This window comes from Streptomyces sp. NPDC051578, assembly GCF_044454045.1.
In the GTDB taxonomy this organism is placed as follows: domain Bacteria; phylum Actinomycetota; class Actinomycetes; order Streptomycetales; family Streptomycetaceae; genus Streptomyces.
In genome coordinates, this window is sequence record NZ_JBITDH010000001.1 from 668,381 (window position 1) to 693,947 (window position 25,567).

The following is a 25,567-nucleotide window of genomic DNA, read 5'->3' on the forward strand; positions in this document are numbered from 1 at the left end:
GAGGCCGATACGAGGAGGAACCGGTGGCGACTGCGCCTGGCGAGACCGCGCCAGTACGAGGACGATCCACCCGGCAGCGCGCCGCCGTGGCCGCGGCGCTCGACGAGGTGGACGAGTTCCGCAGTGCCCAGGAGCTGCACGACATGCTCAAGCACCGCGGCGACTCCGTGGGCCTGACCACGGTCTACCGCACCCTCCAGTCCCTCGCCGACGCCGGCGAGGTGGACGTGCTGCGCACCAGCGACGGCGAATCCGTCTACCGGCGCTGCTCCACCGGCGAACACCACCACCACCTCGTGTGCCGCAAGTGCGGCAAGGCCGTCGAGGTCGAGGGCCCGGCGGTGGAGAAGTGGGCGGAGGCGATCGCGGCCGAGCACGGCTACGTGAACGTCGCCCACACGGTGGAGATCTTCGGCACCTGCGCGGACTGCGCGGCCGCCGCTTCCTGACGCGCGTCTTGCGGGCGGGGACCGTTCCCCCGCCCGCAAGACGCGGACGGGGTCAGCGGGACGCGCCCGGCTCCGGCTGGTTGGGGACCGCGCCGCCGAAGCGGCGGTCGCGCTGGGCGTACTCCAGGCAGGCCCGCCACAGGTCGCGGCGGTCGAAGTCCGGCCACAGCACGTCCTGGAAGACCATCTCGGCGTACGCGCTCTGCCAGATCAGGTAGTTGGAGGTGCGCTGCTCGCCGCTCGGGCGCAGGAACAGGTCCACGTCCGGCATGTCCGGGTAGTAGATGTACTTCGCGAAGGTCTTCTCGTTGACCTTGGAGGGGTCCAGCTTGCCCGCGGCCACGTCCCGGGCGATCGCCTGCGCCGCGTCCGCGATCTCGGCGCGCCCGCCGTAGTTGACGCAGAAGTACAGGGTCATCGCGTCGTTGTCGACGGTCTGCTCCTGTGCGATCTGGAGCTCCTGGACGACCGACTTCCACATCTTCGGCATCCGCCCGACCCAGCGGATGCGGATGCCCAGTTCGTTCATCTCGTCCCGGCGGCGCCGGATGACGTCCCGGTTGAAGTTCATCAGGAAGCGGACTTCGTCGGGCGAGCGCTTCCAGTTCTCCGTCGAGAAGGCGTACAGGGACAGGTTCTTGACGCCCATCTCCAGGCAGCCCTTGAGCACGTCGAGCACGACGCCCTCGCCCACCTTGTGGCCCTCGGTGCGCGGCAGCCCGCGCTCCTTGGCCCAGCGGCCGTTGCCGTCCATGACGACCGCGACGTGGTTCGGGACGAGCTCGCCGGGGATCTTCGGCGGGCGCTCACCGGACGGGTGCGGCTCGGGAACCTTGTACTCCCGGCGAGAGCGTCCCAGAATCCCGCGTCGTGCCATGTGTCCAGCTCCTATTTCTCGACGTATCGCAGGGAGCGTAGCCCGCGCTCCAGATGCCAGTGCAAATAGGCCGAGACCAGCCCGCTGCCCTCCCGCACGTGACGCGCCTCGCAGGCGTCCGCGTGACCCCAGTCGCCCGTCAGCAGCGCGCTGAGCAGGGCGATGGCCTCCGACGAGGGTACGACGCTGCCCGGCACCCGGCAGTCCCCGCATATGACCCCGCCCGCAGCGACGGAGAAGTGCCGGTTGGGGCCGTGGATGCCGCACTTCGCGCAGTCCTCGAAGCTCGGCGCGTAGCCGTTGACGGCCAGCGAGCGCAGCAGGAAGGCGTCCAGGATGAGGTGCGGCTCGTGTTCGCCGCGCGAGAGCGTGCGCAGGGCGCCGACGAGCAGCAGGTACTGCTGGACGGCCGGTTCGCCCTCGTTCTCGGTGAAGCGTTCGGCGGTCTCCAGCATCGCGGTGCCGGCGGTGTAGCGGGCGTAGTCGGTGACGATGCCGTTGCCGTACGGGGCGATGATCTCGGTCTGGGTGCACAGCGGCAGGCTGCGGCCGACCAGCTCGCTGCCGCGCGCGAAGAACTGCACGTCGGCGTGGGAGAAGGGCTCCAGCCGGGCGCCGAACTTGGACTTCGTACGCCGTACCCCGCGCGCGACGGCCCGTACCCGGCCGTGACCCCGGGTGAGGAGCGTGATGATGCGGTCCGCCTCACCCAGCTTCTGGGTGCGCAGCACGATGCCGTCGTCGCGGAACAGACTCATGGGCCCATTGTCCCCTGCGCGGGGACCCGCGCGGGGCCGTCGTGCGGCGAAGCCGTCGCGCAGGGACCCGCGCGGGGCCGTCGTGCGGCGAAGCCGTCGCGCAGGGACCCGCCGTGCGGCGGCCGCTACGGGGCGCGGACCGCCGACAGCAGCCGGGAGACCTCGTCGGCGCCCATCCGCAGCGCCGCGCCCACGGTCGCCAGCACCTCGCGCTCGGCCGGGATGTACGGCCCGTCCGCGAGGGCGATCCGGGCGCCCTGGAGCAGGAGCGAGGCCCGCCCCGGTCCGGCCAGGTGCGGCGCGAGGGGTTCCAGCGCCTCGTGGAGTTCTATCGACAGCGCGGCCCCGCAGCACTCCGGTCCGTCGTACAGCCCGAGCCGCCCCTCGTCGGTCGCCAGGGCGTCCACCACGGACTCCAGCTGCTCCTGGGTGCAGTCCTGGAACCCGGCGCCCCGTACGGCCGCCACGGCCGCCTCCAGGGCGCTGCGCGATGTGGTCCCGCCGGCGGCGAGGACGGCCAGCGTCACGGTGTGCACGGCGTCGCGCAGCATCGCCGAGAAGCGGGTGGTGGTCAGGTGGTCCAGCACGTCGGTGCCGAAGCGCTCCTTGCAGGCCTGGCACTCGACCACCGGCCCGGCGGATCCGCGCGGCAGCAGCGGCACGCCGAGGACGGCGAAGCGGCGGCGGCCGGTGCGCCTGCGGTAGTTGCGGTCACCGCCGCAGCCGGGGCAGAAGAACTCCCCGTCGGCCACGGTGCTCCAGGTGGTACGGATGCCCCATACGGTCAGTTTCCGGCCGTCCCCACCCCGAACTGGCAGCACGTCGCACCTCCGTATGCGGACCCCACGGCACCATCGCCGGGTGGGCGTGATGTTAGCCACATCCGTGAGTGTGTGTCAGGCGTGTGACAAGACAACCTGGCCCCGGAACCGGAGTTGGCCGGTCTGCGCCCCTGCCGCGAGGTGCCGCGGCGCCCGGGAAAAGCGGAACCCCGCGCCTCCGTGGGGAGGTGCGGGGTTCGCCGGCGGAGCCGGTGGGACCGGGTGGGATCAGCGGCCCGCGCGGTTGACGGCGGAGATGACCGCCTTCAGGGAGGCGCGGGTGGTGTTGGCGTCGATGCCGATGCCCCACAGGACGCGGCCGTCGATCGCGCACTCGATGTACGAGGCGGCCACGGCGGAGGCGCCCTCGCTCATCGTGTGCTCGGTGTAGTCCAGCAGGCGGGCGTCGACGCCGATGCCAGCCAGCGCGTCGAAGAAGGCCGAGATGGGACCGTTGCCGGTGCCGGTCAGGACGGTCTCGACGCCGTCGACCACCGCCTCGACGGTCAGCGTGTCGATGCCGTCCTTGTCGGTCGCCGTCGAGCCGGAGCGCAGCTGGATGCGGCCCCACGGGTTCTCGGGGTTGGGCAGGTACTCGTCCTGGAAGACCGACCAGATCGCCTTCGGCGTGACCTCTCCGCCCTCGGCGTCGGTCTTGGCCTGGATGATCCGCGAGAACTCGATCTGCATGCGGCGCGGCAGGTCCAGCTTGTGGTCGTTCTTGAGGACGTAGGCGATGCCGCCCTTGCCCGACTGCGAGTTGACGCGGATGACGGCCTCGTACGAGCGGCCGACGTCCTTCGGGTCGATGGGCAGGTACGGCACGGCCCACTCGATCTCGTCCACGGTCTTGCCGGCGGCGGCCGCGTCGGCCTCCATGGCGTCGAAGCCCTTCTTGATGGCGTCCTGGTGGGAGCCGGAGAAGGCGGTGTAGACCAGGTCGCCCGCGTAGGGGTGGCGCGGGTGGACCTCCATCTGGTTGCAGTACTCGCTGGTGCGGCGGATCTCGTCGATCTGCGAGAAGTCGATCTGCGGGTCGATGCCCTGGGAGAACAGGTTCATCCCCAGGGTGATCAGGTCGACGTTGCCGGTGCGCTCGCCCTGCCCGAACAGGCAGCCCTCGATGCGGTCGGCGCCGGCCATCAGGGCCAGCTCGGCGGCCGCCACGGCGGTGCCGCGGTCGTTGTGGGGGTGTACGGAGATGCAGATGTGCTCGCGGCGGGTCAGGTGGCGGGCCATCCACTCGAAGCGGTCCGCGTGGGTGGAGGGCGTCGAACGCTCCACGGTGGCGGGCAGGTTCAGGATGATCTCGCGGCCCTCGGCCGGCTGCCAGACGTCGCAGACGGCCTCGCAGACCTCCAGGGCGAAGTCCAGTTCGGTGTCGGTGAAGATCTCCGGGCTGTACTGGTAGCCGAAGGTGGTCTCCGGGCCCAGCAGCTTCTCCGCGTACTCCATGACCAGGCGGGTGCCGTCGACGGCGATCTGCTTGATCTGCTCCTTGGAGCCGCGGAAGACGACCCGCCGGAAGGTCGGGGCGGTCGCGTTGTACAGGTGCACGGTGGCGCGCTTGGCGCCGACCAGCGACTCGACGGTCCGCTCGATCAGGTCCTCGCGGGCCTGCGTCAGTACGGAGATGGTGACGTCGTCCGGGATCGCGCCCTCTTCGATGATGGAGCGGACGAAGGCGAAGTCCGTCTCACCGGAGGAGGGGAAGCCGACCTCGATCTCCTTGTAGCCCATGCGCACCAGCAGGTCGAACATCTCGCGCTTGCGGGCGGGGGTCATCGGGTCGATCAGCGACTGGTTGCCGTCGCGCAGGTCGGTGGACAGCCAGCGGGGGGCCTTTTTGATGCGGGCGTCCGGCCAGGTGCGGTCCGGGATGTCCACCTGCTCGTAGAAGCCGTACTTGTGGACCGGCATCCCGGAGGGCTTCTGCGTATGGGTCGCGTTCGTGATGGGCGTGGGGCGACCTGCGAAAGTGTGCTGACTCATGGCGTGGGGCTCCTCGCGTGTCCGCGTGTAGTTCGCTGGGACGGCCGACGGCGGTCGTAAATCCGCAACACCAAACTCCGCGGGGAGGGGGCCGGCCTACGACTACAGACCCTCGCCGCGGCAGCTAAGGAGAAGCAGCCCGAAACGCATGATGGGCCGAGCCTAGCCGAGCCGCGCCGTAACGCGAGGACCTGTTTCAGTATGCAAGACCTCTCGGTCCGTTTTGTACCCCTTTGTGAGTTAAGACTCCCTCTACACCGGCACAGTCACGGAATGTCCGGTCGATCCGTCAACGCGGTGCGACGGCTTTCAGACAACCGAATGAATCATGGTCGCGATTAGTGACAGCCCCGTCACGCACTGCCACATTGCGCACATGGATGCCACTCTTCGCCCCTCACACCCGGCCTTCTGCACGGTCGTGCCTCCCCACCTCCTCGACCGGATCGCCCGCTCCGGGCACCTCCGCCGCGCCGACACCGCCCAGCGGACCCTCGAACACGACGCCGCCCTGCGCACCCGCCGCCGGATCACCACCGTCCGGGGCATCGCCCCGGCCCCCGCCGCGCCCGTGTCCGACGAGCCGGAGCGGACGGTGTACGACGCCGGGCACCGCACCCGGCTGCCGGGCACGAAGGTGCGCGGCGAGGGCGAGGAGGCGACCGGCGACGCGAGCGTCAACCGCGCGTACGCGGGGCTGGGAGCCACGTACGAACTCTTCCTCAAGGGTTTCGGGCGCCACTCGATCGACGACGCCGGCCTGCCGCTGGACGCGAGCGTCCACTACGGCGAGGACTACGACAACGCCTTCTGGGACGGCCGCCAGATGGTCTTCGGCGACGGGGACGGCGACCTCTTCCTCGACTTCACGGTGTCGGTGGACGTGATCGGGCACGAGCTGACCCACGGCGTCACCCAGTACACGGCCAACCTCGAATACCGGGGCCAGTCGGGCGCGCTGAACGAGTCGATGTCGGACGTGTTCGGCTCCCTGATCAAGCAGTACTCGCTGGGGCAGACGGCCGACCAGGCGGACTGGCTGATCGGCGCCGGCCTGCTCGGACCGGCCGTCACCGGGGTGGCGCTGCGCTCGATGAAGGCACCGGGGACCGCGTACGACGACGACGAGCTCGGCAAGGACCCGCAGCCCGCGACGATGGACGGCTACGTCACCACGCACAGCGACAACGGCGGCGTGCACATCAACTCCGGCATTCCCAACCACGCGTTCTACATCGTGGCGAGCGAGCTGGGCGGCAAGGCCTGGGAGCGGGCCGGACGGATCTGGTACGACACGCTGACCGGCGGCGAACTGGCCCCGGACGCCGACTTCGCCGGCTTCGCCCGGCTCTCCACGGCGGCGGCGGTCGCCCGGTACGGCGAGGGCGGCGCGGAACACCAGGCGATGCAGAAGGCGTGGTCGGCGGTCGGCTTGGGGTAAGAGGCCCGACATGCGGATTCTGGTGGTACGGACGGGCGGCTTCGCGGGCATCGAGCGCCGGGCCGAGGTGGACACCTCGGGCCGGCCGGACGAGAACGAGTGGCAGGCCCTGGCGCTGCTGGCGCTGCGGCCCGGTCCGCCGGGGCACGGGCCGGACCGTGTGCGGGACAGGTTCTCGTACCGGATCACGGTGGACGGGCGGACCGTGTCCTGCGCGGAGCCGTACCTCTCGGAGGCCCAGCGGAGCCTGATCATGCGGGTGCTCAAGGAGGGCGCGTAGCGGCGCCGGTCCGGAAATCGGATGACCGGCACCCGCGGCTTTGTTTGGATGGCCCGATGACCACTCAAACGATCTTGACTTCGCTGGAGCAGTACTACGACGCGGTGCCGCGCGCGGGCGGCGCCCGGGCGGAGGACTTCGGGCCCCTGACCCTCTTCGTCCAGGAGGGCGACGGCTGGGCGTACTACGCGCGGCCCACGCTCGGCGGCGCCGAGGTCTCGGTCGCGGACGTCGAGCGGGTCCTGGCCCGACAGCGGGAGCTCAAGGTGCCCGAGGCCTTCGAATGGGTGGCCGAAAACAGCCCCTCCCTGCGCGCGTCGGTGGAGGCCGCGGGGCTCCACGTCCACGCCCACCCCCTCATGGTGCTGGACACGGCCGAACCGCTCCCGCCGCAGCCGGGGGCGGCCGAGGTGCTCGACGCGGACGACCCCCGGCTGGCGGCGGCCCTGACGGTGCCGATGCTCGCCTTCGCGGCACGGGGGACGGCGGTCGGCGAGGCCGGTCCGGCGGAACTCGCCGCGGCGACCGCGGATCCGGCGGTGGAGGTACGCCGGGCCTCGATCGCGGCGATGATCGCGTCGGGCCGCACCGTGATGGCAGCAGCCGAACGGGACGGGGTGGTGCTGTGCTCGGGCCAGTACAACCCGGTCGGCGAGGTGGCCGAGATCGTCGGCGTCGGCACCCTCCCGGCGGCCCGCCGCCAGGGGCTGGCCCTCGCGGTGACGGCGGCGCTGGTCACGGAGGCGCTCGCGCGGGGCATCCGGACGGTGTTCCTGTCGGCGGGCGACGAGGACGTGGCCCGGATCTACGGGCGGGCCGGCTTCCGCCGGGTGGCGACGGCCCTGATCGCGGAACCCCCGGCGGCCGACGGCAGCTGAGCGGGGGCGGGGCTTTTGCCGGAACGGCAAGGATGTTTGCCCGGCCTCGGCGGCCGGGCGGACCATCGGCGTAGCGCGATCGCACGTATCCGCGTACCACCGGAAGGAAGACGCCGATGCCCGCAGAAGCCGAGCACTCCGCACCCGCCGCACACTCCGCACCCGCCGAGCGCCCCGCGCACGCCGAACACCCGGCACCCGCGGACCGCCCCGCACCCGCACCCGCCGGAGACACCGCTCACCCCGTCGCCGAGGGCGGCGAGGAGTACTGGGACTCCCGCTACCGCGAGAGCGACCGCGTGTGGAGCGGCAACGCCAACGCCGTCCTGGTCCGGGAGACCGAGGGGCTCACCCCCGGCCGCGCCCTGGACCTCGGCTGCGGCGAGGGCGCCGACGCGGTGTGGCTGGCCCGGCAGGGCTGGCGGGTCACCGCGACCGACATCTCCGGCGTCGCCCTGGAGCGGGCGCGGGCCCACGCGAAGGAGGCCGGCGTCGGCGACCGGGTCGACTGGCAGCGCCACGACTTCGCCGTGTCGTTCCCGGACGGAGAGTTCGACCTCGTCTGCGCCTGCTTCCTGCACTCCTACGGGGACTTCCCGCGCGAGCGGATCCTGCGCAGGGCCGCCGCGGCCGTCGCCCCGGGCGGCGTCCTGCTGATCGCCGGCCACGCGGGCTGGCCGGCCTGGCACGAGCACCCCGACCACGGCGTGCACTTCCCGACCCCGGACGAGGTGGTGACCTCGCTGGAGCTGCCGGAGGGCCGGTGGGAGGTGCTGCTCGCGGAGGAACACGAACGCGTCCAGACCCGCCCCGACGGCCGCCCCGGAGCACGGATCGACAACGCGGTGAAGGTCCGGCGACTGCCGTAGGCGCGCAGACCCGCAGCGGCTGCGCGGATCGACGTGCTGCGGCCGGCGGGTCGCCCGCCCGGCGCATGGACGTGCTGCGGCCGGCGGGTCTCCCGCCGGCCGGCCGACGGACGCGGTCCGTCGAAGATCAGAAGCCCAGCTTGCGCAGCTGCTTGGGGTCCCGCTGCCAGTCCTTCGCCACCTTCACGTGAAGGTCGAGGAAGACCGGCGTGCCGAGCAGCGCCTCGATGTGCTTGCGCGACTTCATCCCGACCTCCTTGAGGCGGGAGCCCTTCGGGCCGATGATGATGCCCTTCTGGCTGGGCCGCTCGATGTAGACGTTCGCGTGGATGTCGAGCAGCGGGCGGTCCGCCGGACGGTTCTCCCGGGGGATCATCTCCTCCACGACCACCGCGATCGAGTGCGGGAGCTCGTCGCGCACGCCCTCCAGCGCGGCCTCGCGGATGAGTTCCGCGACCATCACCATCTCGGGTTCGTCGGTGAGGTCGCCCTCGGGGTACAGCGGCGGGCTCTCCGGCAGCAGCGGCGCGATGAGGTCCGCCAGCAGCTGGACCTGGCTTCCGCCGACCGCCGACACGGGGACGATCTCGGCCCATTCGAAGCCGAGCTCGGCGCCGAGCTGGTGGATCGCCAGGAGCTGCTCGGCCAGCTGCTTGGACTCGACCAGGTCGGTCTTGGTCACGATGGCGATCTTGGGGGTCTTCTTGATCCCCGCGAGTTCCTTCGCGATGAACTTGTCGCCGGGGCCCAGCTTCTGGTCGGCCGGCAGGCAGAAGCCGATGACGTCGACCTCGGCCCAGGTGGTCCGTACGACGTCGTTGAGGCGCTCGCCGAGCAGGGTGCGCGGCTTGTGCAGGCCGGGGGTGTCCACCAGCACCAGCTGGGCGTCGGGGCGGTGCACGATGCCGCGAACGGTGTGGCGGGTGGTCTGCGGCCGGTTCGAGGTGATCGCGACCTTGGTGCCCACGAGCGCGTTGGTCAGGGTCGACTTCCCCGCGTTGGGGCGGCCGACGAAGCAGGCGAAGCCCGCGCGGTGCGGGGCGGTGGGCTCGGGGGAACGATCGCTCATACGGGCCATTCTCCCCGATGCCGCTCCCAGCGCCGACCAGGCCACGGCCGCGAGGGCCGGAGCGGCGGCCGGAGCGGTCGCGAGCCGGGGGTGCCGCGCGTCGTCGGCGGTGCCTTCGGCGCTCGCTCCGCCTGGCCCACTCCAGGGCGGGCGGATCGGCCCACCGGCCGCTCGGGCGCACCTCCTGGCCGGGCACAGCTCCGTCGGCGGGCCGCCAGGGTCCGGCCGGCCGTGCCGGTGGCGGTGAGGACGGCTCGGGGCCTGAGGGTGACGTTGCCGAGGTTGCGCAGGGTGTACGTGATCTGCGTCCCGTTGCCGTCGGCGCGGAGCCGGACGTCCCGGACGGCGAGCGCGGGGGCGGTGGGTCCGGGGGCCCGGGGGTAGAGCGGACGGCGACGGCCCGCCGCACCCCGATGCCGGGGGCGGGCTCGTCGTCCAGGGCGACGACGGCACCGGGGTGGTCCCCGGCCTCGGCCCGGCCGGGGACGGTGACGGTGACGGTGACGGTCAGGGCGACGTCGGCCGAGCCCGTGGCCGGGACGGTCACCCGGTCCGGTCCGGTCCAGGCGCCGGTGGCGCGGCGCGGCTCGTCGGGGCGGCGCACTGCGAAGCCGCCGTCGCGGGCGGTGCTGTGGGCGTCGGCGGCGTAGAGGCGGAAGGTGCGTGGCCGGTCGGTGCGGTGGGTGACGGTGACGCCGTCCCGGACGGCCGCTCCGGGGGCGGCGGCGAGGTAGCGGTACGGGCGCTGCCCGACGGCGTGGTCGGCGGGCATCGGACCACTCCCCGTTGCCGGCGCCCCGGGCCGTCCCGGCGGCGCCCGGCAGCAGCGCGCCGAGCAGGGCTGGGGCGTCCGGCACCCACCGCGCGGCGGCGCCGGTCACGACAGGGTCAGCGTCAGCACCGCCGTGTACGCCCCGGGCGGGGTGTACGGCGGTACCCGCAGCTCCACGCCCGCGTCGACGGTCAACGTGCCGCCCACCACCGCCGCGTCGGGGGCCGAGGCGAGGACGGCGCCCTCCGCGCCCACCACCCCGGGGCTGCCGGGCGTGCACCGGCTGGGGCTACCCGGAGCCGCCGCGCAGGCCAGCGTCCACGACAGGGACGCCCCCGGGATGCGTACGCCGCCCGGCCCCGTGAAGTCGGTGACCCCGCCGACCAGGGACCATCCCGCGGGGCCGCCCCGGGCGTCCTTGACGGTGACGGTGCCGATCCGGCCGGGAGCCGCGCCCCCGTCGCCGTACGGGACGCCGCCCAGGGTCACGGAATCTCCGGCCTGCGTCATAGCCAGCAGGCCCGGCTCCACCACCGCCGTCACCTTCTGCGCTCCGGGCGGAACGGCGACGACGGCGATGACCGTGTACGCCGCGACGCCCGAGCCCCGCTGCGCCGACCACCCGGTGCCCTCGTACGCCACACGCTCGTCGTTGCCCTTTCCCGGACGGGCAGCTCCGCCCGGACCGTGCCCGCCCGTCGGCCGTGGTGGCCACCCGGTCGGCGGCCCTGGCGCGGCCCGCCACGGTGCCGGCCGCGCCCGGGGCGAAGCCCGCACCCGTGACTTCGACCGCCGCGCTGGGTTTCCCGTCGGCGGAGCCCCGCGCCAGGGTGCGCAGGTTCGCCGTCGGCAGCGGGGTGGCGGTAGGCGCTCCGATACGGGCGCGCGCCCGGGGCCGTTCAGGGGCGGGAGGCGGGAGAAGTCAATGTGCGGATGCCCCACCGGCTGATGGACCGTCAGAGGGTGGCGGCGATCCGGAGTCCGTGCCCGCCCGGAACGTCCTGCGGTACGCCGTCGGGCTGACCCCCAGCGCCGCCCGTACGTGCTTGCGCAGCGACTGCGCCGTCCCGAACCCCGTCTCCCGCGCCACCTGTTCCATCGGCAGCTCCGTCCGCTCCAACAACCTGCGGGCCCGCTCGACCCGTTGCGCGACGATCCATTCGCCGGGGCTCACCCCGGCCTCCTCGCGGAACCGGCGGGTGAACGTCCGTACCGACACGGCCGCCTGCCGGGCCAGGTCGCTCAACCGGATCGGCTCGTGCAGCCGCTCCAGCACCCAGGCTCGCGCGGAGGTGGTGCTGGCCAACTGCGGCTCGGGCACCGGGCGCTCCGTGAACTGGGCCTGCCCGCCGTCCCGGTGGGGCGGCACCACCGTCCGCCGGGCCACCTCGTTGGCGACGGCGGCGCCGTGGTCGCGGCGCACGATGTGCAGGCACAGGTCGATGCCGGCGGCGACCCCGGCGGAGGTGAGGACGTCACCCTCGTCGGTGTAGAGCACGTCCGGGTCGACGAGCACCCGGGGGAACAGCCCCTGGAAGTGCGTGGCGGAGGCCCAGTGCGTCGTGGCGCGGCGGCCGTCGAGGTACCCGGCGGCGGCCAGCACGTAGCCGCCCGTGCAGATGGAGACGAGCCGGGTGCCGGGCCTGATGTGGGTCAGGGCGGCGGCGAGTTCGTCCGTCAGCCTGCCGTGCTCGTACACCGGCCCGAGCTCGTACGAAGCCGGCACCACGACCGTGTCGGCCGTGGCGAGCAGCTCCGGTCCGTGCTCGACGTCGATCGCGAAGTCGGCGTCGGTGGGGACCGGTCCCTCGGACAGGCCGCAGGTGAGGATCTCGTACAGCGGGCGGCCGGCCGGACCCTTGGCGCGGCCGAAGATCCGGTGCGGGATGCCGAGCTCGAAGGGCAGCAGTCCGGCGAGGGCGAGGACGACGACGCGGTGCGTACGGGGCTCCATGGCCCGATCGTAGCGAAGCATGTCGTTCAGGCCACTGTCGTGGAGTTCCCCGTGGCCGGAAGCTGTCCTCGTGACCCAGACAGCACCCGTACCCGCCCCCACCGCCGGCCCCCTTCCCGCCCCCCGCCGGCCCGGACGCATCCACCGCGCCTGGTTCGCGGCGGCCGTCGCCTTCGTGACGATCGTCGGTTCCGCCGCGTTCGCGTCGCTGCCCGGGCTGCTCATCGAGCCGCTGCACGAGGAGTTCCACTGGTCGCGCGGCACCATCGGCTTCGCCGTCTCCGTCAACCTCGCCCTGTACGGGCTGACCGCACCGTTCGCCGCCGCGCTGATGGACCGTTTCGGCATCCGCCGGGTCGTGGCGCTGGCCCTGCTCGTCATATCCGGCGGGGCGCTCGCCACGGTCTGGATGACCGCCGCCTGGCAACTGGTCCTGCTGTGGGGCGTGCTGGTCGGCCTGGGCAGCGGCTCGATGGCCATGGCGTTCGCCGCGACCGTGACCAACCGCTGGTTCACCGCCCGCCGGGGGCTCGTCACCGGGATCCTGACGGCGGCCGGGGCCTCCGGGCAGCTGCTCTTCCTTCCGCTGCTGTCCTGGCTCGTGGAACAGCACGGATGGCGGCCGGCCGCGGTGACCGTCTCACTGGCCGCGGTGGTCGTCGTGCCGTTCGTGTGGCTGCTGCTGCGCGACCACCCCGCCGATGTGGGGCTCGCGCCGTACGGAGGCACGTTCGCGGCCAAGCCCGAGCCGGTCAGGGGCGCGGCGGGACGAGCGGTGTCGGTGCTGTTCAAGGCGGTCCGGACGGGACCGTTCTGGCTCCTGGCCGGCACCTTCGCGATCTGCGGCGCCACGACGAACGGGCTGGTCCGCACCCACTTCGTGCCCGCGGCCCATGACCACGGCATGCCGGTGACGGCGGCGGCCGGGCTGCTCGCGGTGGTCGGCGTGTTCGACGTGGTCGGCACCATCGCCTCCGGCTGGTTCACGGACCGCTTCGAGCCGCGCCGGCTGCTGGCCGTGTACTACGCCCTGCGCGGGGTCTCGCTCCTGTTCCTGCCGATGCTGCTGGCGCCGTCCGTGCACCCGCCGATGGTGTTCTTCATCGTCTTCTACGGCCTGGACTGGGTCGCGACCGTGCCGCCCACCATCGCGCTGTGCCGGGAGCAGTACGGGGAGGACAGCGCCATCGTCTTCGGCTGGGTGCTGGCCTCGCACCAGGTCGGCGCGGCCCTGGTGGCCTTCTTGTCCGGCCTTGCACGCGACGCCTTCGGCTCGTACGACCCCGTCTGGTACGCGGCGGGCGCCCTGTGTGCGATGGCCGCCCTGATGGCGATGGTCATCCGCCGCCGGTCCGGTGCCCCGGCCCCGGCCGCGTCCGCGGCCGCGGCCTGACGGGGCTGCCGCGCACGGCCCGGACGCCGACGGGTCCCCTACGCAGGCCCCCAGGGCCCCGGCACCCGTTAGACCCGCGCCGGCCTGCCGGACGCCGGCTCGCCCCGGCCGCCACCCGGGCGGCCGGGGCGACGCGGGCCTTGACGACGTCGCCATCTGCGCCGCCGCGCTCCACCGCCCGCCCCGTGCGTCGGCGGGGCCGCCCGTCCTGGCACCAGCCGGCACCAGCGGGACCGTGCAGCGGCCGGTCACTGGCGCCACCCTGCGGGCCGTCGAGGTCGCCCCCGCCTCCATCCCGAGCGGCCTGCCGCATCGGCGCCATCGCGACCGCGCCGATGCGGCCCTCGGTGGCTCACGCTCCGGTCCCGCCCCTGGGCCAGGGGTTTCCCCGGCGGCTGCTCCGGCGCCCCGTCCCTGCGGCCCGGGCCGCCGGGCAGCGCCGGCCCGCGGGGTTCGTGCGCTTGGAGCTGCCGGGCCGCCCGGCCCGCACCGCACGGCAGAGGCCGGGGCAGGGCCCGGCCCGCCGGGACGGTGCACCCGGAGCTGCCGGTCCGCCCGATCCGCCCGGACGGCGGGAGGCGTCAGCCCGCCGGGGTGGTGGACTTGAGGGTGCCGTCCGGGGCGGCCAGGAGCACCGGGGTGCCCGGGCCGCCGAGGTCCCGGACCGCCGCGCGGTCGGCGTCGGCCGGGGCGTCGGCCGCGCTCACCACGGCGGCCGCCTCCAGGGACCGGGCCCCGCTCGCCACCGCCATCGCGACCGCCGTCTGGAGGGCGCTGAGCTTGAGGGAGTCCAGCTCCACCGTCCCGGCCACGTACGTGCGGCCCGTCTCGTCACGCACCGCCGCTCCCTCCGGCACCCCGTTACGGGCCCGGGCGCTGCGCGCCAGCGTGATGATCTTGCTGTCCTCGGGGTCGATCCCGGTGTTCTCGCTCATGGTCGAAAGCATAGGGACCGCGCCCCGCCCGGCCGCCCGCACCCACCCTCAGGGCCGGTCCAGCCGCAGCCGCTCCGCCCTCGGCAGCCCGGCGACGACGAGGTCGTACGAGTCCTCCACCAGCTCCCGCACCAGCTCGTCCGGCAGCCCGCCGACCGTCACCGTGTTCCAGTGCCGCTTGTTCATGTGCCAGCCCGGTACGATCGCCTCGTGCTCCGCCCGCAGCCGCAGCGCCGCTTCCGGCTCGCACTTGAGGTTGACCTTCAACGGCTCGGCGTCCAGCGCCGTCAGCGCGAACACCTTCCCCAGCACCTTGAACACCGACGTCTCGGGCGTGAACGGGAACTCCTCCACCGCCGCGTTGAAGCCCAGGCAGAACGCGCGCAGCTCGGCCGGCGTCACGGCGCCACCTCCCCGTCCTCGTCGGACTCCTCCAGCACCGGCTCCACCAGCACCGTCACGATCTTGTTCCGGCGTCCGGCCGGGGATTCGGCCGTCAGCCGCAGCGGCCGCCCGTCGGGCAGCTCCACCACCGCGGACGCACCCGCGATCGGGACCCGGCCCAGCGCCTTGGCGAGCAGTCCACCGACCGTCTCGACGTCCTCGTCGTCGAAGGCCTCGACCTTGAACAGTTCCCCGAGGTCGGTGATGTCCAGGCGCGCGGTGACCCGGTAGCGGTCGTCGCCCAGCTCCTCGACCGGCGGCAGCTCGCGGTCGTACTCGTCCGTGATCTCGCCGACGATCTCCTCCAGGATGTCCTCGATCGTCACGATGCCCGCCGTGCCGCCGTACTCGTCGATGACGACGGCCACGTGGTTGCGCACGGACTGCATCTCGCGGAGCAGGTCACCCGCGTTCTTGGTGTCGGGCACGAAGACGGCCGGCCGTATCGCCGTCGAGACGAGGTCGGACTCCGCCTCCCGGCTGATGTGCGTCTTGCGGACGAGGTCCTTCAAGTAGACGATCCCGACGATGTCGTCCTCGTTCTCCCCGGTCACGGGGATGCGCGAGAAGCCGGAGCGCAGCGCGAGCGTCGTCGCCTGGCGGACGGTCTTGTACCGCTCGATGCACACCAGGTCGGTACGGGGCACCATCACCTCGCGCACGAGGGTGTCGCCGAGTTCGAAGACCTGGTGCACCATCCGGCGCTCGTCGTCCTCGATCAGCGACTCCTTCTCCGCCAGGTCCACCATCGCCCGCAGCTCCGCCTCGGAGGCGAACGGCCCTTTGCGGAAGCCCTTGCCGGGGGTGAGCGCGTTGCCGAGGAGGATCAGCAGCTGCGGGACCGGGCCCATGACCCGTGCGAGCGGGACGAGTACGTACGCGGCCGCGGTCGCCGTGTTCAGCGGGTGCTGGCGGCCGATGGTGCGCGGGGACACCCCGACCGCCACGTACGACACCAGCACCATCACGGCGATGGCCACGAGCAGCGCGGTCCAGTTCTCGCCGAACTCGTTCAGGCACACGTAGGTGACGAGGACGCCCGCCGCCATCTCGCAGGTGACGCGGACCAGCAGCGCCACGTTCACGTAGCGGGTGGGGTCCCCGGTGACCTGCGCCAGCTTGGCGCTGCCGCGCCGGCCCTCCCGTACGGCCTGCTCGGCGCGGAAGCTGGAGACGCGGGCGATCCCGGACTCCGCGCAGGCCGCGAACCACGCCACGACGACCAGCAGCACCGCGCCGCTGATCAGCTGCGGGGCGCCGGTCACGAGACGGTGGGGGCGGGGGACGGGCCGGTCAGGCCGCGCTCACCGCGCCAGCCGTCGACGATGGCCGCCTGGAGGCCGAACATCTCGGCCTTCTCGTCCGGCTCCTCGTGGTCGTACCCGAGCAGGTGCAGCACCCCGTGGACGGTCAGGAGCTGGAGCTCCTCGTCCATGGAGTGCTGCGTCGGGGCTTCCTCGCCCTGCCGCTTCGCCACCTCGGGGCAGAGCACGATGTCGCCGAGGAGCCCCTGCGGGGGCTCCTCGTCGTCCTTCGCCGGGGGGCGCAGCTCGTCCATCGGGAAGGACATGACGTCAGTGGGACCGGGCAGGTCCATCCACTGGATGTGGAGCTGCTCCATCGCCTCCTCGTCGACGACGATGACGGACAGCTCGGACAACGGGTGGATCCGCATCCGGGTGAGCGCGTAGCGGGCGATGTCGAGGACCGCCTGCTCGTCGACCTCGATCCCGGACTCGTTGTTGACGTCGATCGACATGGTGCGCTGAGTTCTACTTCCGCTGGTAGCCGTTCCGGGACTGCGGGGAGTCCTGGCTGTCGTCGTACTTCTCGTACGCGTCGACGATACGGCCGACCAGCTTGTGCCGGACGACATCCTCGGAGGTGAGCCGCGAGAAGTGGATGTCCGGCACCCCGTCCAGGATCTCCTGCACCTGGCGCAGGCCGCTCTTGGCGCCGCCCGGCAGGTCGATCTGCGTGATGTCCCCGGTGACCACGATCTTCGAATCGAAGCCGAGGCGGGTCAGGAACATCTTCATCTGCTCGGCGGTCGTGTTCTGCGCCTCGTCCAGCACGACGAAGGCGTCGTTGAGGGTGCGGCCGCGCATGTACGCCAGCGGCGCGACCTCGATGGTGCCCGCCGCCATCAGGCGGGGGATCGAGTCCGGGTCGAGCATGTCGTGCAGGGCGTCGTACAGCGGGCGCAGGTACGGGTCGATCTTGTCGAACAGGGTGCCCGGCAGGAAGCCGAGGCGCTCGCCCGCTTCGACGGCGGGGCGGGTCAGGATGATCCGGCTGACCTGCTTGGACTGCAGGGCCTGGACCGCCTTGGCCATGGCGAGGTAGGTCTTGCCGGTACCGGCGGGGCCGATGCCGAAGACGATGGTGTTCTTGTCGATGGCGTCGACGTAGCGCTTCTGGTTGAGCGTCTTGGGACGGATGGTCCGGCCGCGGCTGGAGAGGATGTTCTGGGTGAGCACCTCCGCGGGGGTCTCGTCGTGGCCGCTCTCGCCGCCGTTGCCCTTGCCGTTCGCCTTGAGCATGGCGATCGAGCGTTCCACTGCGTCCTCCGTCATCGACTGCCCGGTGCGGAGCACCAGCATCATCTCGTCGAACAGGCGCTGGATCAGGGCGACTTCCACCGCGTCGCCGATCGCGCTGACCTGATTGCCCCGAACATGGATGTCGGCCTTCGGGAAGGCGTTCTCGATGACGCGCAGCAAGGCGTCACCAGAGCCCAGCACGGTCACCATCGGGTGCGTGGCCGGTACGGTGAAGTGGGCTCGCGCCTGCCCCGGCGCTGGGGTACGGGCTGTCGGTGTCTGAGTCATGGGCCGGCACTGTGGCCTGCGCATACCTCCCACTGAGGGGTCGCGCCGATCGTCGACCTCCGGACTACCAAGGGTACGACTCCCCGGCGCCATCCCCGAGGGCTTTTCCGGGCCGTACGAGCGTCTCCCCGGCCGGCGGCTACACGGTGGGCCGGAAGCCGATGGTGGGGACGGCGCGGCGGCGGGGGCCCGGCGGCGCGCCCGGGGGGACCAGGGCGTCCAGGAAGGCGTACCGCTCCCGCAGGTCCGCCGGGGCCGCGCGCCACCAGTGGGAGACCTCCGGCCAGCCCGGGGCCGACAGGGAGCCGCCGAACTCCTGCACCGACAGGGCGGCCGTGAGCCCGGCGAAGGCCAGCCGGTCCGCCAGCGGCCAGCCCGCCAGGGTGCCCGTCACGAAGCCGGCCACGAACACGTCGCCGGCTCCGGTGGGGTCCAGGGCGTCCACCATGATCCCGGGGACCTCCGCCGTCTCCCCCGTGCGGCCGTCCACCGCGCAGGAGCCGTCCGCACCCATGGTCACCACCGCCACCGGCACCTTCTCCGCCAGGGCCCGGGCCGCCGCGCGGGGGCATTCGGTCCGGGTGTAGCGCATGGCTTCGCCCGCGTTCGGCAGGAAGGCCTCGCAGTGCTCCAGGTCCGCCAGGGCCCCGAGGTCCCAGCGGCCGCTCTCGTCCCACCCCACGTCCGCGAAGACCCGCGAACCCTGCTGGGCGGCCTGGGCGATCCACTCCTCGCCGCCGCCCGGGCCCAGCGAGGCCACGGCGGCCCGGGTGCGCGGCGGGCACTGGGGGAAGCGGCCGGGTCCCGTCGGGAGGGGGGCCTCGTGGCCGTGGGAGACCATCGTGCGCTCGCCCTCGTACGCCATGGAGACGGTGACGGGGCTGTGCCAGCCGGGGATCCTGCGGGACATCGACAGGTCGATGCCCTCGCCCTGCTCCAGCGCGTCCCAGCAGTACTCGCCGTAGTGGTCGTCGCCGAAGGCCGCGGCGAGCGAGGTGCGCAGGCCGAGCCGGGCCAGTGCCGCGGCCATGTTGGCGACCCCGCCGGGACTGGAGCCCATGCCGCGGGCCCAGGACTCCGTGCCGCGGACGGGGGCCGAGTCCAGGCCGGTGAAGATGATGTCGAGGAAGACCGTGCCGGTGAGGAAGACGTCGCAGCCCGGTTCTTGGGGATCGCGCACCGGGCCGAGCGGGTCCAGTCTCGCTTCGGGGCTGGTACGGCTTTCCCGATTGGTCACGATGCGCTCCCCTTCCGTGCGTGTGCGGCCGCGATGTGGACGGCTCGCGCCCGGGCCTGCGGCGGACAGTCGTCGTCGGTGCCCGAGCGCGGACGAACCAGAACCCAGTGTGACGTACGTCACCACATGAGCGCTCGGATCCGGCCGTAGCCGAGCGGGCTCGACAGGCCCTAGGCGCGCCTGGGCAGGGCGACCCGTACGAGGTCCGCGGCGATCGTCAGCTCGCCCTCGAACCCGGCCGCGCGCGCCTGCCGCTCGAACTCGGCGGGGTCGGAGTAGCGCTGCGAGAAGTGCGTCAGCACCAGGTGCCGGACCCCCGCGTCCCTGGCCACCCGGGCCGCCTGTCCGGCGGTGAGGTGGCCGTGGTCGGTGGCCAGCGCCACGTCCTCGTCCAGGAACGTCGACTCGATCACCAGCATGTCGCAGTCCTCGGCGAGCGCGTCCACGCCCGCGCACAGCCGGGTGTCCATCACGAAGGCGAAACGCTGTCCCCGCCGGTGCTCGCTGACCTCGTCCAGCGTGACGCCGCCCAGGCTCCCCTCGCGCTGGAGCCGGCCCACGTCCGGCCCCTTGATCCCGTGCCGCGCCAGCAGCTGCGGCACCATCCGGCGCCCGTCGGGCTCGGTGATCCGGTAGCCGAACGACTCCACCGGGTGCGAGAGCCGCCGGGCCTCCAGCGTGTACGGGGGCCCCTGCGCCAGCGTCCCGTCCCCCGCCACCGGCTCCTCGCGCAGCGCCACGGTCTCCCGGTAGGCGGTGGCGTAGCGGAGCCGGTCGAAGAACTTCTGCCCGGAGGCCGGGTAGTGCGCGGTGACGGGGTGCGGGACCTGGTCGAGGTTGATCCGCTGGATCACCCCGGCGAGACCGAGGCTGTGGTCACCGTGAAAGTGGGTGACGCAGATCCGGTTGATGTCGTGCGCGGCGACCCCGGCGCGCAGCATCTGGCGCTGGGTGCCCTCGCCCGGGTCGAAGAGGATGCCCTCGCCGTCCCAGCGCAGCAGGTAGCCGTTGTGGTTACGGGCCCGGGTGGGGACCTGGCTGGCGGTCCCCAGGACCACGAACTCGCGTACGGACACCGGTTATCCGGGGGGCCACTGGAGGCCGCGGCCGCCGAGGACGTGCGCGTGGGCGTGCCAGACGGTCTGGCCCGCCCCGGCGCCGGTGTTGAACACGATCCGGTAGCCGTGGTCGGCGACCTTCTCGTCGGCGGCGATCTGCCCGGCCTCACGGAGCACGTCGGCGGCGGTCTCCGGCTCGGCGGCGGCGAGCGAGGCGGCGTCGGGGTAGTGCGCCTTGGGGATCACGAGGACGTGCGTGGGCGCCTGCGGGTTTATGTCCCGGAAGGCGACGGTCGTCTCGGACTCGCGGACGATCGTCGCCGGGATCTTCCCCTCCACGATCTTGCAGAACAGGCAGTCCGCCTGCGGTTCCCCGGCCATTGCTGCGCCTCTCGTGACGTTGATCGGTCGGGGCATCGTAACCGGCGTCGTGATCCCCCGGCTCATGACCTGCTCGACCGCCTCCGGGCGGGCGGCCTCAGGACCAGCGGCCCGTGCGGGCCAGCAGGACCGCCGTCGCGGCCGTACCGGCGGTGGAGGTGCGCAGCACCGAGGCGCCCAGGCGGTACGGGTGGGCCCCGGCCGCCGCGAAGGCGGCGAGTTCCTCCGGCGAGACCCCGCCCTCGGGGCCGACCACCAGGACGATGGAGCCCTCGGTGGGCAGCTCGGCCGTGGCCAGCGCGCCCGAAGGGGTGTCGCGGTCCTCGTGCAGGACCACGGCCAGGTCGGCTTCGGCGAGCAGCGCCGCCACCTGCTTCGTGGACAGGGCTTCCGCGACCTCCGGGAACCGCACCCGGCGGGACTGCTTGCCCGCCTCCCGGGCGGTGGCGCGCCACTTGGCCAGGGATTTGGCGCCCCGTTCGCCGCGCCACTGGGTGATGCAGCGCGAGGCCTGCCAGGGGACGATGGCGTCCACGCCGGTCTCCGTCATGGTCTCGACGGCGAGCTCGCCGCGGTCGCCCTTGGGCAGGGCCTGCACGACGGTGATCCGGACGGCCGGTTCGGGCTCCTCCTGGACGGACTCCAGGTCCATGACGACGAGGCGGTCCTTGCCCTCGGTGGCCTTGACGACGCCCTCCGACCAGTGGCCGCGCCCGTCGGTGAGGACCACGTCCTCACCGGGGTTCAGCCTTTTCACGGAGACCGCGTGACGGCCCTCCGGGCCGTCCAGCACGAACTCCGGCCCCGCGGGGACCTTGTCGACCACGAACACCGGGGCCGTCATGACGCTCTCCTCATCTGCATGACCTTCAACGCACTCTGTGCCTCGACGAGTTCCGCCGCCAGCACCTCCACCAGTTCCCCCGCCGGCAGCGGCCGCGCCAGCCGGTGGCCCTGCCCCGCCCACAGCGCCATGCCCTGCGGATCCCCGGCGGCGGCCGCCGCCTTGCGCAGTCCCGAGGTCAGGTGGTGGACCTGCGGGTAGGCCGCCGGGGCGTACGGGCCGTGCTCGCGCATGAAGCGGTTGACCAGACCCCGGGCGGGCCTGCCGGAGAAGGCCCGGGTGAGTTCCGTGTGCGGGAACAGCGGGTTGGTCAGCGCCCTCTTGTGCAGGGGGTCGGCGCCGGACTCCGGGCAGGGCAGGAAGGCCGTGCCGAGCTGGACGGCCGCGGCGCCCGCCGCGAGCAGCGCCGCGATCTGCGCGCCGCGCATCACCCCGCCCGCCGCGACGATCGGCAGGGCCACCGCTTCCCGTACCGCCGCGACGAGGACCAGCAGGCCTACGCCCGCCGTGCCGTCGACCTCCGGGTCGTCACGGTGGGTGCCCTGGTGGCCGCCCGCTTCGACGCCCTGGACGCAGACCGCGTCGGCGCCCGCGGCCTCGGCGGTGCGGGCCTCCTCGACGCCGGTCACGGTGACGACGGTGTACGTCCCCGCCTCCCGCAGCCGGGTGAGGACCGCGGCCGGGGGGCAGCCGAAGGTGAAGGACACCACCGGGACGGGGTCTTCGAGCAGGATGGCGAGTTTGGCGTCGTAGCCGTCGTCGCAGCTGCCGACGATGTCGTCCGCCGCCAGGGACACCTCGTACCAGGTCGCCTCGCCGGCCAGCTGCCCCCGGTACGTCTCGACGGCCGCCGGGTCGACGTAGCCGGTCTGCGGCATGAGCAGGTTGACGCCGAAGGGGCGCCGGGTGAGCGCGCGCAGCCGCTTGATCTCCTGGTACATCCCGTCGGCGGTCTTGTAGCCGCCGGCCAGGAAACCGAGCCCGCCCGCCTCGCACACGGCGGCGGCGAGCGGCGGACAGGAGGCACCGCCCGCCATGGGGGCCTGCACGATCGGGTAGGGGGAGAGACCGTTCGGCGCGGTGGACATGCCCTGCATCGTGCCACGTCCGGCGCACCGGGCCGAATCACCGCATTCGCCTGGCATAGTCCGCTTCCCGGCGCGGGCCCGGGAAGGCCGCGAGCCCGGCCGGGGTGTTCCCCGGGCCGGGCTCGTACGCGGTGCGGCGGGCCGGTCAGCGGCCGTTGAACGCGTCCTTGAGGCGGCTGAACAGACCCTGCTGGCCCGGCGCGAACTGGCCCATCGGCCGCTCCTCGCCACGCAGCTTCGCCAGCTGGCGCAGCAGCTCCTCCTGCTGGGCGTCCAGCTTGCCCGGGGTGGTGACCTCGACGTGGACGATCAGGTCGCCCCGGCCGCCGCCGCGCAGGTGCGTGACGCCGCGGCCGTGCAGCGGGATGGCCTGACCGGATCCGGTGCCGGGCCGGATGTCGATCTCCTCCAGCCCGTCCAGCGTCTCCAGCGGGCACTTGGTGCCCAGGGCCGCCGCCGTCATGGGGATGGTGACCGTGCAGTGCAGGTCGTCCCCGCGCCGCTGGAAGGTCGGGTGCGCCAGCTCGTGGATCTCCACGTACAGGTCGCCGGCGGGGCCGCCGCCGGGGCCGACCTCACCCTCCCCGGCCAGCTGGATCCGGGTGCCGTTCTCGACACCGGCCGGGATCTTGACGGTGAGGCTGCGGCGGGAGCGCACCCGGCCGTCGCCCGCGCACTCGGGGCACGGGGTCGGGACGACGGTGCCGAAGCCCTGGCACTGCGGGCAGGGCCGCGAGGTCATGACCTGGCCCAGGAAGGACCGGGTGACCTGCGAGACCTCGCCGCGGCCGCGGCACATGTCACACGTCTGCGCGGAGGTGCCGGGGGCGGCGCCCTCACCGGAGCAGGTGGTGCAGACGACGGCCGTGTCGACCTGGATCTCCTTGGTCGTCCCGAAGGCCGCCTCGTCCAGCTCCAGGTCCAGGCGGATCATGGCGTCCTGGCCGCGGCGCGTGCGCGAGCGCGGTCCGCGCTGCGAGGCCTGGCCGAAGAAGGCGTCCATGATGTCGGAGAAGTTGCCGAAGCCGCCCGCCCCGAAGCCGCCCGCGCCGCCGCCACCGCCCGAGGAGGACAGCGGGTCGCCGCCGAGGTCGTAGACCTGCTTCTTCTGCGGGTCCGAGAGGACCTCGTAGGCCGCGTTGATCTCCTTGAAGCGCTCCTGCGTCTTCGGGTCCGGATTCACATCCGGGTGGAGTTCACGCGCCAGGCGACGGAAAGCCTTCTTGATCTCGTCCTGCGATGCGTCGCGGCGCACGCCGAGAACGGCGTAGTAGTCCGTGGCCACTTACGACTCCGCCAGGATCTGTCCGACGTAACGTGCCACTGCGCGTACCGCTCCCATCGTTCCGGGGTAGTCCATGCGGGTCGGTCCGACCACGCCGAGTTTGGCGACTGTTTCGCCGCCCGAACCGTAACCGACCGAGACGACGGACGTGGAGTTCAGTCCCTCGTAGGCATTCTCATGCCCGATCTTCACGGCGACCCCCGACTCACTGGCCTCGCCCAGCAGCTTGAGGAGCACGACCTGCTCCTCCAGCGCTTCCAGCACCGGCCTGATCGTCAGGGGGAAGTCATGTCCGAAGCGCGTGAGGTTGGCGGTACCGCCGATCATCAGCCGTTCCTCCGCCTCCTCCACCAGCGTCTCCCTCAAGGTCGCGAGGACGGCCTTGACCGTCGCCCGGTCCTCGGCCTCGAAGGACTCCGGGAGGTCTTGCACGAGCGGCGGTACGTCGGTGAACCGACGGCCGACGACCCGGCTGTTCAGGCGCGCCCGCAAGTCGGCGAGCGAGGTCTCCGCGAACGGGGTCTGGCAGTCGACGAGCCGCTGCTCGACCCGCCCGGTGTCGGTGATCAGTACGAGCATCAGGCGCGCGGGCGCCAGGGAGAGCAGCTCCACGTGCCGGACGGTGGAGCGGGTCAGGCTCGGGTACTGGACGACGGCGACCTGCCGGGTGAGCTGCGCGAGCAGCCGTACGGTGCGCCCCACGACGTCGTCGAGGTCGACGGCGCCGTCGAGGAAGTTCTGGATGGCCCGGCGCTCGGGCGTCGACAGCGGTTTGACCCCCGCCAGCTTGTCGACGAAGAGCCGGTAGCCCTTGTCGGTGGGGATGCGGCCGGCGCTGGTGTGGGGCTGGGCGATGTAGCCCTCTTCCTCCAGCAGGGCCATGTCGTTGCGTACCGTCGCCGGGGAGACGCCGAGCCGGTGGCGCTCGGTGAGCGCCTTGGAGCCGACCGGCTCCTCCGTCCCCACGTAGTCCTGGACGATGGCGCGCAATACTTCGAGCCTGCGTTCGCTGAGCACTCGTGCACACCTCCAGTGCGGTGGGTCGTCGCTGCGGTCGTTTTTCGGCCGGCCCGGGACGGGCCGCTGGCACTCTGCGCTTCCGAGTGCCAGACATCCCCCGGCCAGTGTACGGCCGGGTAGTACGCCGCGGGCAAGGGCGGCCCGCCAGGGTAGCGTCCCCGCATGGACGTACGTTGGGAAGAGGCGGGCTGGGAACGGCTGACCGGGCGGTCCGGAAGGCGCCGACTGCCGGTGTGGGACTGCACGGTGGGGCTGGTGGTGGGCGATGAGTCGGTGCTTCTGGTCGACCCCGGCTCCTGCGTCCGCGAAGGCACGGCGCTGCGGGCGGAGGCGGAGCGGCTGACCGGTCGCCACGTGACCCATATCGCATTCACGCACGGACATTTCGACCACGTCCTCGGCGGCTCCGCCTTCCCGGAGGCGGAGTTCTACGGCGCGGTCGGCCTGGACACGCACCTCGCGCTGGACCGCGACGAGCTGCGGCAGGACGCGGTCCGGCAGGGACTGGAGCCGGTGGAGGCCGCCGAAGCGGCACGGGCGCTACCGCTGCCCCGGCACCTGGTGTCGGGCGAATGGACGCTGGAGCTGGGCGGGGTGCAGGTGCTGCTGGCGAACGTCGGGCCGGGGCACACCCGGCACGACCTGGCGGTCTTCGTGCCCGGCGAGCGCGAGGTCGTCTTCTGCGGCGACCTCGTGGAGGAGTCGGGCGAACCCCAGGCGGGCCCGGACGCGGTGCCGGCGCGGTGGCCTGCGGCGCTGGACCGGCTGCTCTCGCTCGGCGGGGACGACGCGCTGTACGTGCCGGGTCACGGAGCGGTGGTGGACGCGGGCTTCGTGCGTGGGCAACGCGCCACACTGGCGGGCCGGTTCGGCGTGTCGGACGCGTGAGCG

Annotated in this window: 26 protein-coding genes; 7 read left to right on the forward strand and 19 right to left on the reverse strand. The window is 72.8% G+C overall.

The features are described 5' to 3' along the window. The first annotated feature begins 23 nt into the window (after positions 1–23). Positions 24–449: a transcriptional repressor gene (locus tag ACIA6C_RS03035; protein WP_361136602.1), complete on the forward strand. Its 426-nt coding sequence runs from the start codon at positions 24–26 to the stop codon at positions 447–449. Between the two features lie 52 nt (positions 450–501). Here the strand turns inward: ACIA6C_RS03035 and ACIA6C_RS03040 are convergent, their stop codons facing one another. The 4 genes from ACIA6C_RS03040 to leuA form a co-directional block, all read right to left on the reverse strand. After that, complete coding sequence (locus ACIA6C_RS03040; RefSeq protein ID WP_361136604.1) at positions 502–1,326, reverse strand: isoprenyl transferase; 825 nt, start codon at positions 1,324–1,326, stop codon at positions 502–504. Positions 1,327–1,337: 11 nt separating this feature from the next. Next, a complete protein-coding gene (gene recO / locus ACIA6C_RS03045) occupies positions 1,338–2,084 on the reverse strand; it encodes a DNA repair protein RecO (RefSeq protein ID WP_190182408.1) in 747 nt (248 codons plus the stop codon). Positions 2,085–2,209: 125 nt separating this feature from the next. Further along, positions 2,210–2,905, reverse strand: coding sequence for a TerB family tellurite resistance protein (locus ACIA6C_RS03050; RefSeq protein ID WP_361136606.1), 696 nt, complete (start codon positions 2,903–2,905; stop codon positions 2,210–2,212). 228 nt (positions 2,906–3,133) lie between these two features. Next, positions 3,134–4,897: a 2-isopropylmalate synthase gene (leuA, locus tag ACIA6C_RS03055; RefSeq protein WP_399272500.1), complete on the reverse strand. Its 1,764-nt coding sequence runs from the start codon at positions 4,895–4,897 to the stop codon at positions 3,134–3,136. A 376-nt stretch (positions 4,898–5,273) separates the two neighbouring features. Here leuA and ACIA6C_RS03060 point away from each other — a divergent pair, with 376 nt between their 5' ends. The 4 genes from ACIA6C_RS03060 (at position 5,274) to ACIA6C_RS03075 (ending at position 8,365) form a co-directional block, all read left to right on the forward strand. Continuing rightward, positions 5,274–6,338 (forward strand): M4 family metallopeptidase, encoded by a 1,065-nt coding sequence (locus tag ACIA6C_RS03060; RefSeq protein WP_399272502.1) that lies wholly within the window; start codon positions 5,274–5,276, stop codon positions 6,336–6,338. A gap of 10 nt (positions 6,339–6,348) precedes the next feature. After that, positions 6,349–6,618, forward strand: coding sequence for a protealysin inhibitor emfourin (locus ACIA6C_RS03065; RefSeq protein WP_399272504.1), 270 nt, complete (start codon positions 6,349–6,351; stop codon positions 6,616–6,618). Positions 6,619–6,674: 56 nt separating this feature from the next. Continuing rightward, a complete protein-coding gene (locus ACIA6C_RS03070) occupies positions 6,675–7,496 on the forward strand; it encodes a GNAT family N-acetyltransferase (protein WP_399272506.1) in 822 nt (273 codons plus the stop codon). 116 nt (positions 7,497–7,612) lie between these two features. Further along, positions 7,613–8,365, forward strand: a complete 753-nt coding sequence (locus ACIA6C_RS03075) for a class I SAM-dependent methyltransferase (protein WP_399272508.1) — start codon at positions 7,613–7,615, stop codon at positions 8,363–8,365. 127 nt (positions 8,366–8,492) lie between these two features. Here the strand turns inward: ACIA6C_RS03075 and era are convergent, their stop codons facing one another. The 3 genes from era to ACIA6C_RS03090 all read right to left on the reverse strand — a co-directional run bounded on the left by era (position 8,493) and on the right by ACIA6C_RS03090 (position 12,160). Beyond that, on the reverse strand, positions 8,493–9,443 hold the full coding sequence (gene era, locus ACIA6C_RS03080; protein ID WP_389660104.1) for a GTPase Era: 951 nt from the start codon (positions 9,441–9,443) through the stop codon (positions 8,493–8,495). 868 nt (positions 9,444–10,311) lie between these two features. Beyond that, positions 10,312–10,848 carry a hypothetical protein gene (locus tag ACIA6C_RS03085; protein WP_399272510.1) on the reverse strand — a complete coding sequence of 179 codons (537 nt, stop codon included), beginning with the start codon at positions 10,846–10,848 and terminating at the stop codon, positions 10,312–10,314. 280 nt (positions 10,849–11,128) lie between these two features. Next, positions 11,129–12,160: a GlxA family transcriptional regulator gene (locus ACIA6C_RS03090; RefSeq protein WP_399272512.1), complete on the reverse strand. Its 1,032-nt coding sequence runs from the start codon at positions 12,158–12,160 to the stop codon at positions 11,129–11,131. A 70-nt stretch (positions 12,161–12,230) separates the two neighbouring features. Between ACIA6C_RS03090 and ACIA6C_RS03095 the strand changes: the two genes are divergently transcribed. After that, on the forward strand, positions 12,231–13,553 hold the full coding sequence (locus tag ACIA6C_RS03095) for an MFS transporter (RefSeq protein WP_399272515.1): 1,323 nt from the start codon (positions 12,231–12,233) through the stop codon (positions 13,551–13,553). 581 nt (positions 13,554–14,134) lie between these two features. Here ACIA6C_RS03095 and ACIA6C_RS03100 read toward each other — a convergent pair. The 12 genes from ACIA6C_RS03100 to hrcA form a co-directional block, all read right to left on the reverse strand. Further along, positions 14,135–14,500 carry a cytidine deaminase gene (locus ACIA6C_RS03100; RefSeq protein WP_399272517.1) on the reverse strand — a complete coding sequence of 122 codons (366 nt, stop codon included), beginning with the start codon at positions 14,498–14,500 and terminating at the stop codon, positions 14,135–14,137. A gap of 36 nt (positions 14,501–14,536) precedes the next feature. Then, the gene (locus tag ACIA6C_RS03105; protein WP_361136622.1) at positions 14,537–14,890 is read right to left on the reverse strand and encodes an MmcQ/YjbR family DNA-binding protein; all 354 of its coding nucleotides are present in this window, start codon (positions 14,888–14,890) and stop codon (positions 14,537–14,539) included. Then, positions 14,887–16,197, reverse strand: a complete 1,311-nt coding sequence (locus ACIA6C_RS03110; protein ID WP_361136624.1) for a hemolysin family protein — start codon at positions 16,195–16,197, stop codon at positions 14,887–14,889. The genes ACIA6C_RS03105 and ACIA6C_RS03110 overlap by 4 nt, the downstream gene beginning before the upstream one ends. Then, positions 16,194–16,691, reverse strand: coding sequence for an rRNA maturation RNase YbeY (gene ybeY / locus ACIA6C_RS03115; RefSeq protein WP_329195108.1), 498 nt, complete (start codon positions 16,689–16,691; stop codon positions 16,194–16,196). Before ybeY ends, ACIA6C_RS03110 begins: the two co-directional genes overlap by 4 nt. 13 nt (positions 16,692–16,704) lie before the next feature. Continuing rightward, positions 16,705–17,763 (reverse strand): PhoH family protein, encoded by a 1,059-nt coding sequence (locus tag ACIA6C_RS03120; protein ID WP_366080819.1) that lies wholly within the window; start codon positions 17,761–17,763, stop codon positions 16,705–16,707. Positions 17,764–17,902: 139 nt separating this feature from the next. After that, positions 17,903–19,000, reverse strand: a complete 1,098-nt coding sequence (locus ACIA6C_RS03125) for a carbohydrate kinase family protein (RefSeq protein WP_399272520.1) — start codon at positions 18,998–19,000, stop codon at positions 17,903–17,905. Positions 19,001–19,170: 170 nt separating this feature from the next. Further along, entirely contained in the window at positions 19,171–20,076 is a 906-nt protein-coding gene (locus ACIA6C_RS03130; protein WP_399272522.1) for a ribonuclease Z, read from the reverse strand. 3 nt (positions 20,077–20,079) lie between these two features. Further along, positions 20,080–20,439, reverse strand: coding sequence for a histidine triad nucleotide-binding protein (locus tag ACIA6C_RS03135; RefSeq protein WP_366080822.1), 360 nt, complete (start codon positions 20,437–20,439; stop codon positions 20,080–20,082). 97 nt (positions 20,440–20,536) lie between these two features. Then, positions 20,537–21,283 carry a 16S rRNA (uracil(1498)-N(3))-methyltransferase gene (locus ACIA6C_RS03140; protein ID WP_399272524.1) on the reverse strand — a complete coding sequence of 249 codons (747 nt, stop codon included), beginning with the start codon at positions 21,281–21,283 and terminating at the stop codon, positions 20,537–20,539. Beyond that, positions 21,280–22,371, reverse strand: coding sequence for a nitronate monooxygenase (locus tag ACIA6C_RS03145; RefSeq protein WP_399272526.1), 1,092 nt, complete (start codon positions 22,369–22,371; stop codon positions 21,280–21,282). Before ACIA6C_RS03145 ends, ACIA6C_RS03140 begins: the two co-directional genes overlap by 4 nt. 145 nt (positions 22,372–22,516) lie before the next feature. After that, the gene (gene dnaJ / locus ACIA6C_RS03150; protein ID WP_361136990.1) at positions 22,517–23,656 is read right to left on the reverse strand and encodes a molecular chaperone DnaJ; all 1,140 of its coding nucleotides are present in this window, start codon (positions 23,654–23,656) and stop codon (positions 22,517–22,519) included. Then, the gene (hrcA, locus tag ACIA6C_RS03155) at positions 23,657–24,673 is read right to left on the reverse strand and encodes a heat-inducible transcriptional repressor HrcA (RefSeq protein WP_366080825.1); all 1,017 of its coding nucleotides are present in this window, start codon (positions 24,671–24,673) and stop codon (positions 23,657–23,659) included. Between the two features lie 165 nt (positions 24,674–24,838). Between hrcA and ACIA6C_RS03160 the strand changes: the two genes are divergently transcribed. Next, on the forward strand, positions 24,839–25,564 hold the full coding sequence (locus ACIA6C_RS03160) for an MBL fold metallo-hydrolase (protein ID WP_399272529.1): 726 nt from the start codon (positions 24,839–24,841) through the stop codon (positions 25,562–25,564). Positions 25,565–25,567: the final 3 nt, after the last annotated feature.

Bases quoted from the DNA above. Each gene is read 5' to 3' on its own strand.
- ACIA6C_RS03040 (WP_361136604.1), bottom strand. From the start codon at position 1,326: ATGGCACGACGCGGGATTCTGGGACGCTCTCGCCGGGAGTACAAGGTT.
- recO (WP_190182408.1), bottom strand. From the start codon at position 2,084: ATGAGTCTGTTCCGCGACGACGGCATCGTGCTGCGCACCCAGAAGCTG.
- leuA (WP_399272500.1), bottom strand. From the start codon at position 4,897: ATGAGTCAGCACACTTTCGCAGGTCGCCCCACGCCCATCACGAACGCG.
- ACIA6C_RS03060 (WP_399272502.1), top strand. From the start codon at position 5,274: ATGGATGCCACTCTTCGCCCCTCACACCCGGCCTTCTGCACGGTCGTG.
- ACIA6C_RS03065 (WP_399272504.1), top strand. From the start codon at position 6,349: ATGCGGATTCTGGTGGTACGGACGGGCGGCTTCGCGGGCATCGAGCGC.
- ACIA6C_RS03070 (WP_399272506.1), top strand. From the start codon at position 6,675: ATGACCACTCAAACGATCTTGACTTCGCTGGAGCAGTACTACGACGCG.
- ACIA6C_RS03075 (WP_399272508.1), top strand. From the start codon at position 7,613: ATGCCCGCAGAAGCCGAGCACTCCGCACCCGCCGCACACTCCGCACCC.
- era (WP_389660104.1), bottom strand. From the start codon at position 9,443: ATGGCCCGTATGAGCGATCGTTCCCCCGAGCCCACCGCCCCGCACCGC.
- ACIA6C_RS03090 (WP_399272512.1), bottom strand. From the start codon at position 12,160: ATGGAGCCCCGTACGCACCGCGTCGTCGTCCTCGCCCTCGCCGGACTG.
- ACIA6C_RS03100 (WP_399272517.1), bottom strand. From the start codon at position 14,500: ATGCTTTCGACCATGAGCGAGAACACCGGGATCGACCCCGAGGACAGC.
- ybeY (WP_329195108.1), bottom strand. From the start codon at position 16,691: ATGTCGATCGACGTCAACAACGAGTCCGGGATCGAGGTCGACGAGCAG.
- ACIA6C_RS03120 (WP_366080819.1), bottom strand. From the start codon at position 17,763: ATGACTCAGACACCGACAGCCCGTACCCCAGCGCCGGGGCAGGCGCGA.
- ACIA6C_RS03135 (WP_366080822.1), bottom strand. From the start codon at position 20,439: ATGGCCGGGGAACCGCAGGCGGACTGCCTGTTCTGCAAGATCGTGGAG.
- ACIA6C_RS03140 (WP_399272524.1), bottom strand. From the start codon at position 21,283: ATGACGGCCCCGGTGTTCGTGGTCGACAAGGTCCCCGCGGGGCCGGAG.
- ACIA6C_RS03145 (WP_399272526.1), bottom strand. From the start codon at position 22,371: ATGTCCACCGCGCCGAACGGTCTCTCCCCCTACCCGATCGTGCAGGCC.
- ACIA6C_RS03160 (WP_399272529.1), top strand. From the start codon at position 24,839: ATGGACGTACGTTGGGAAGAGGCGGGCTGGGAACGGCTGACCGGGCGG.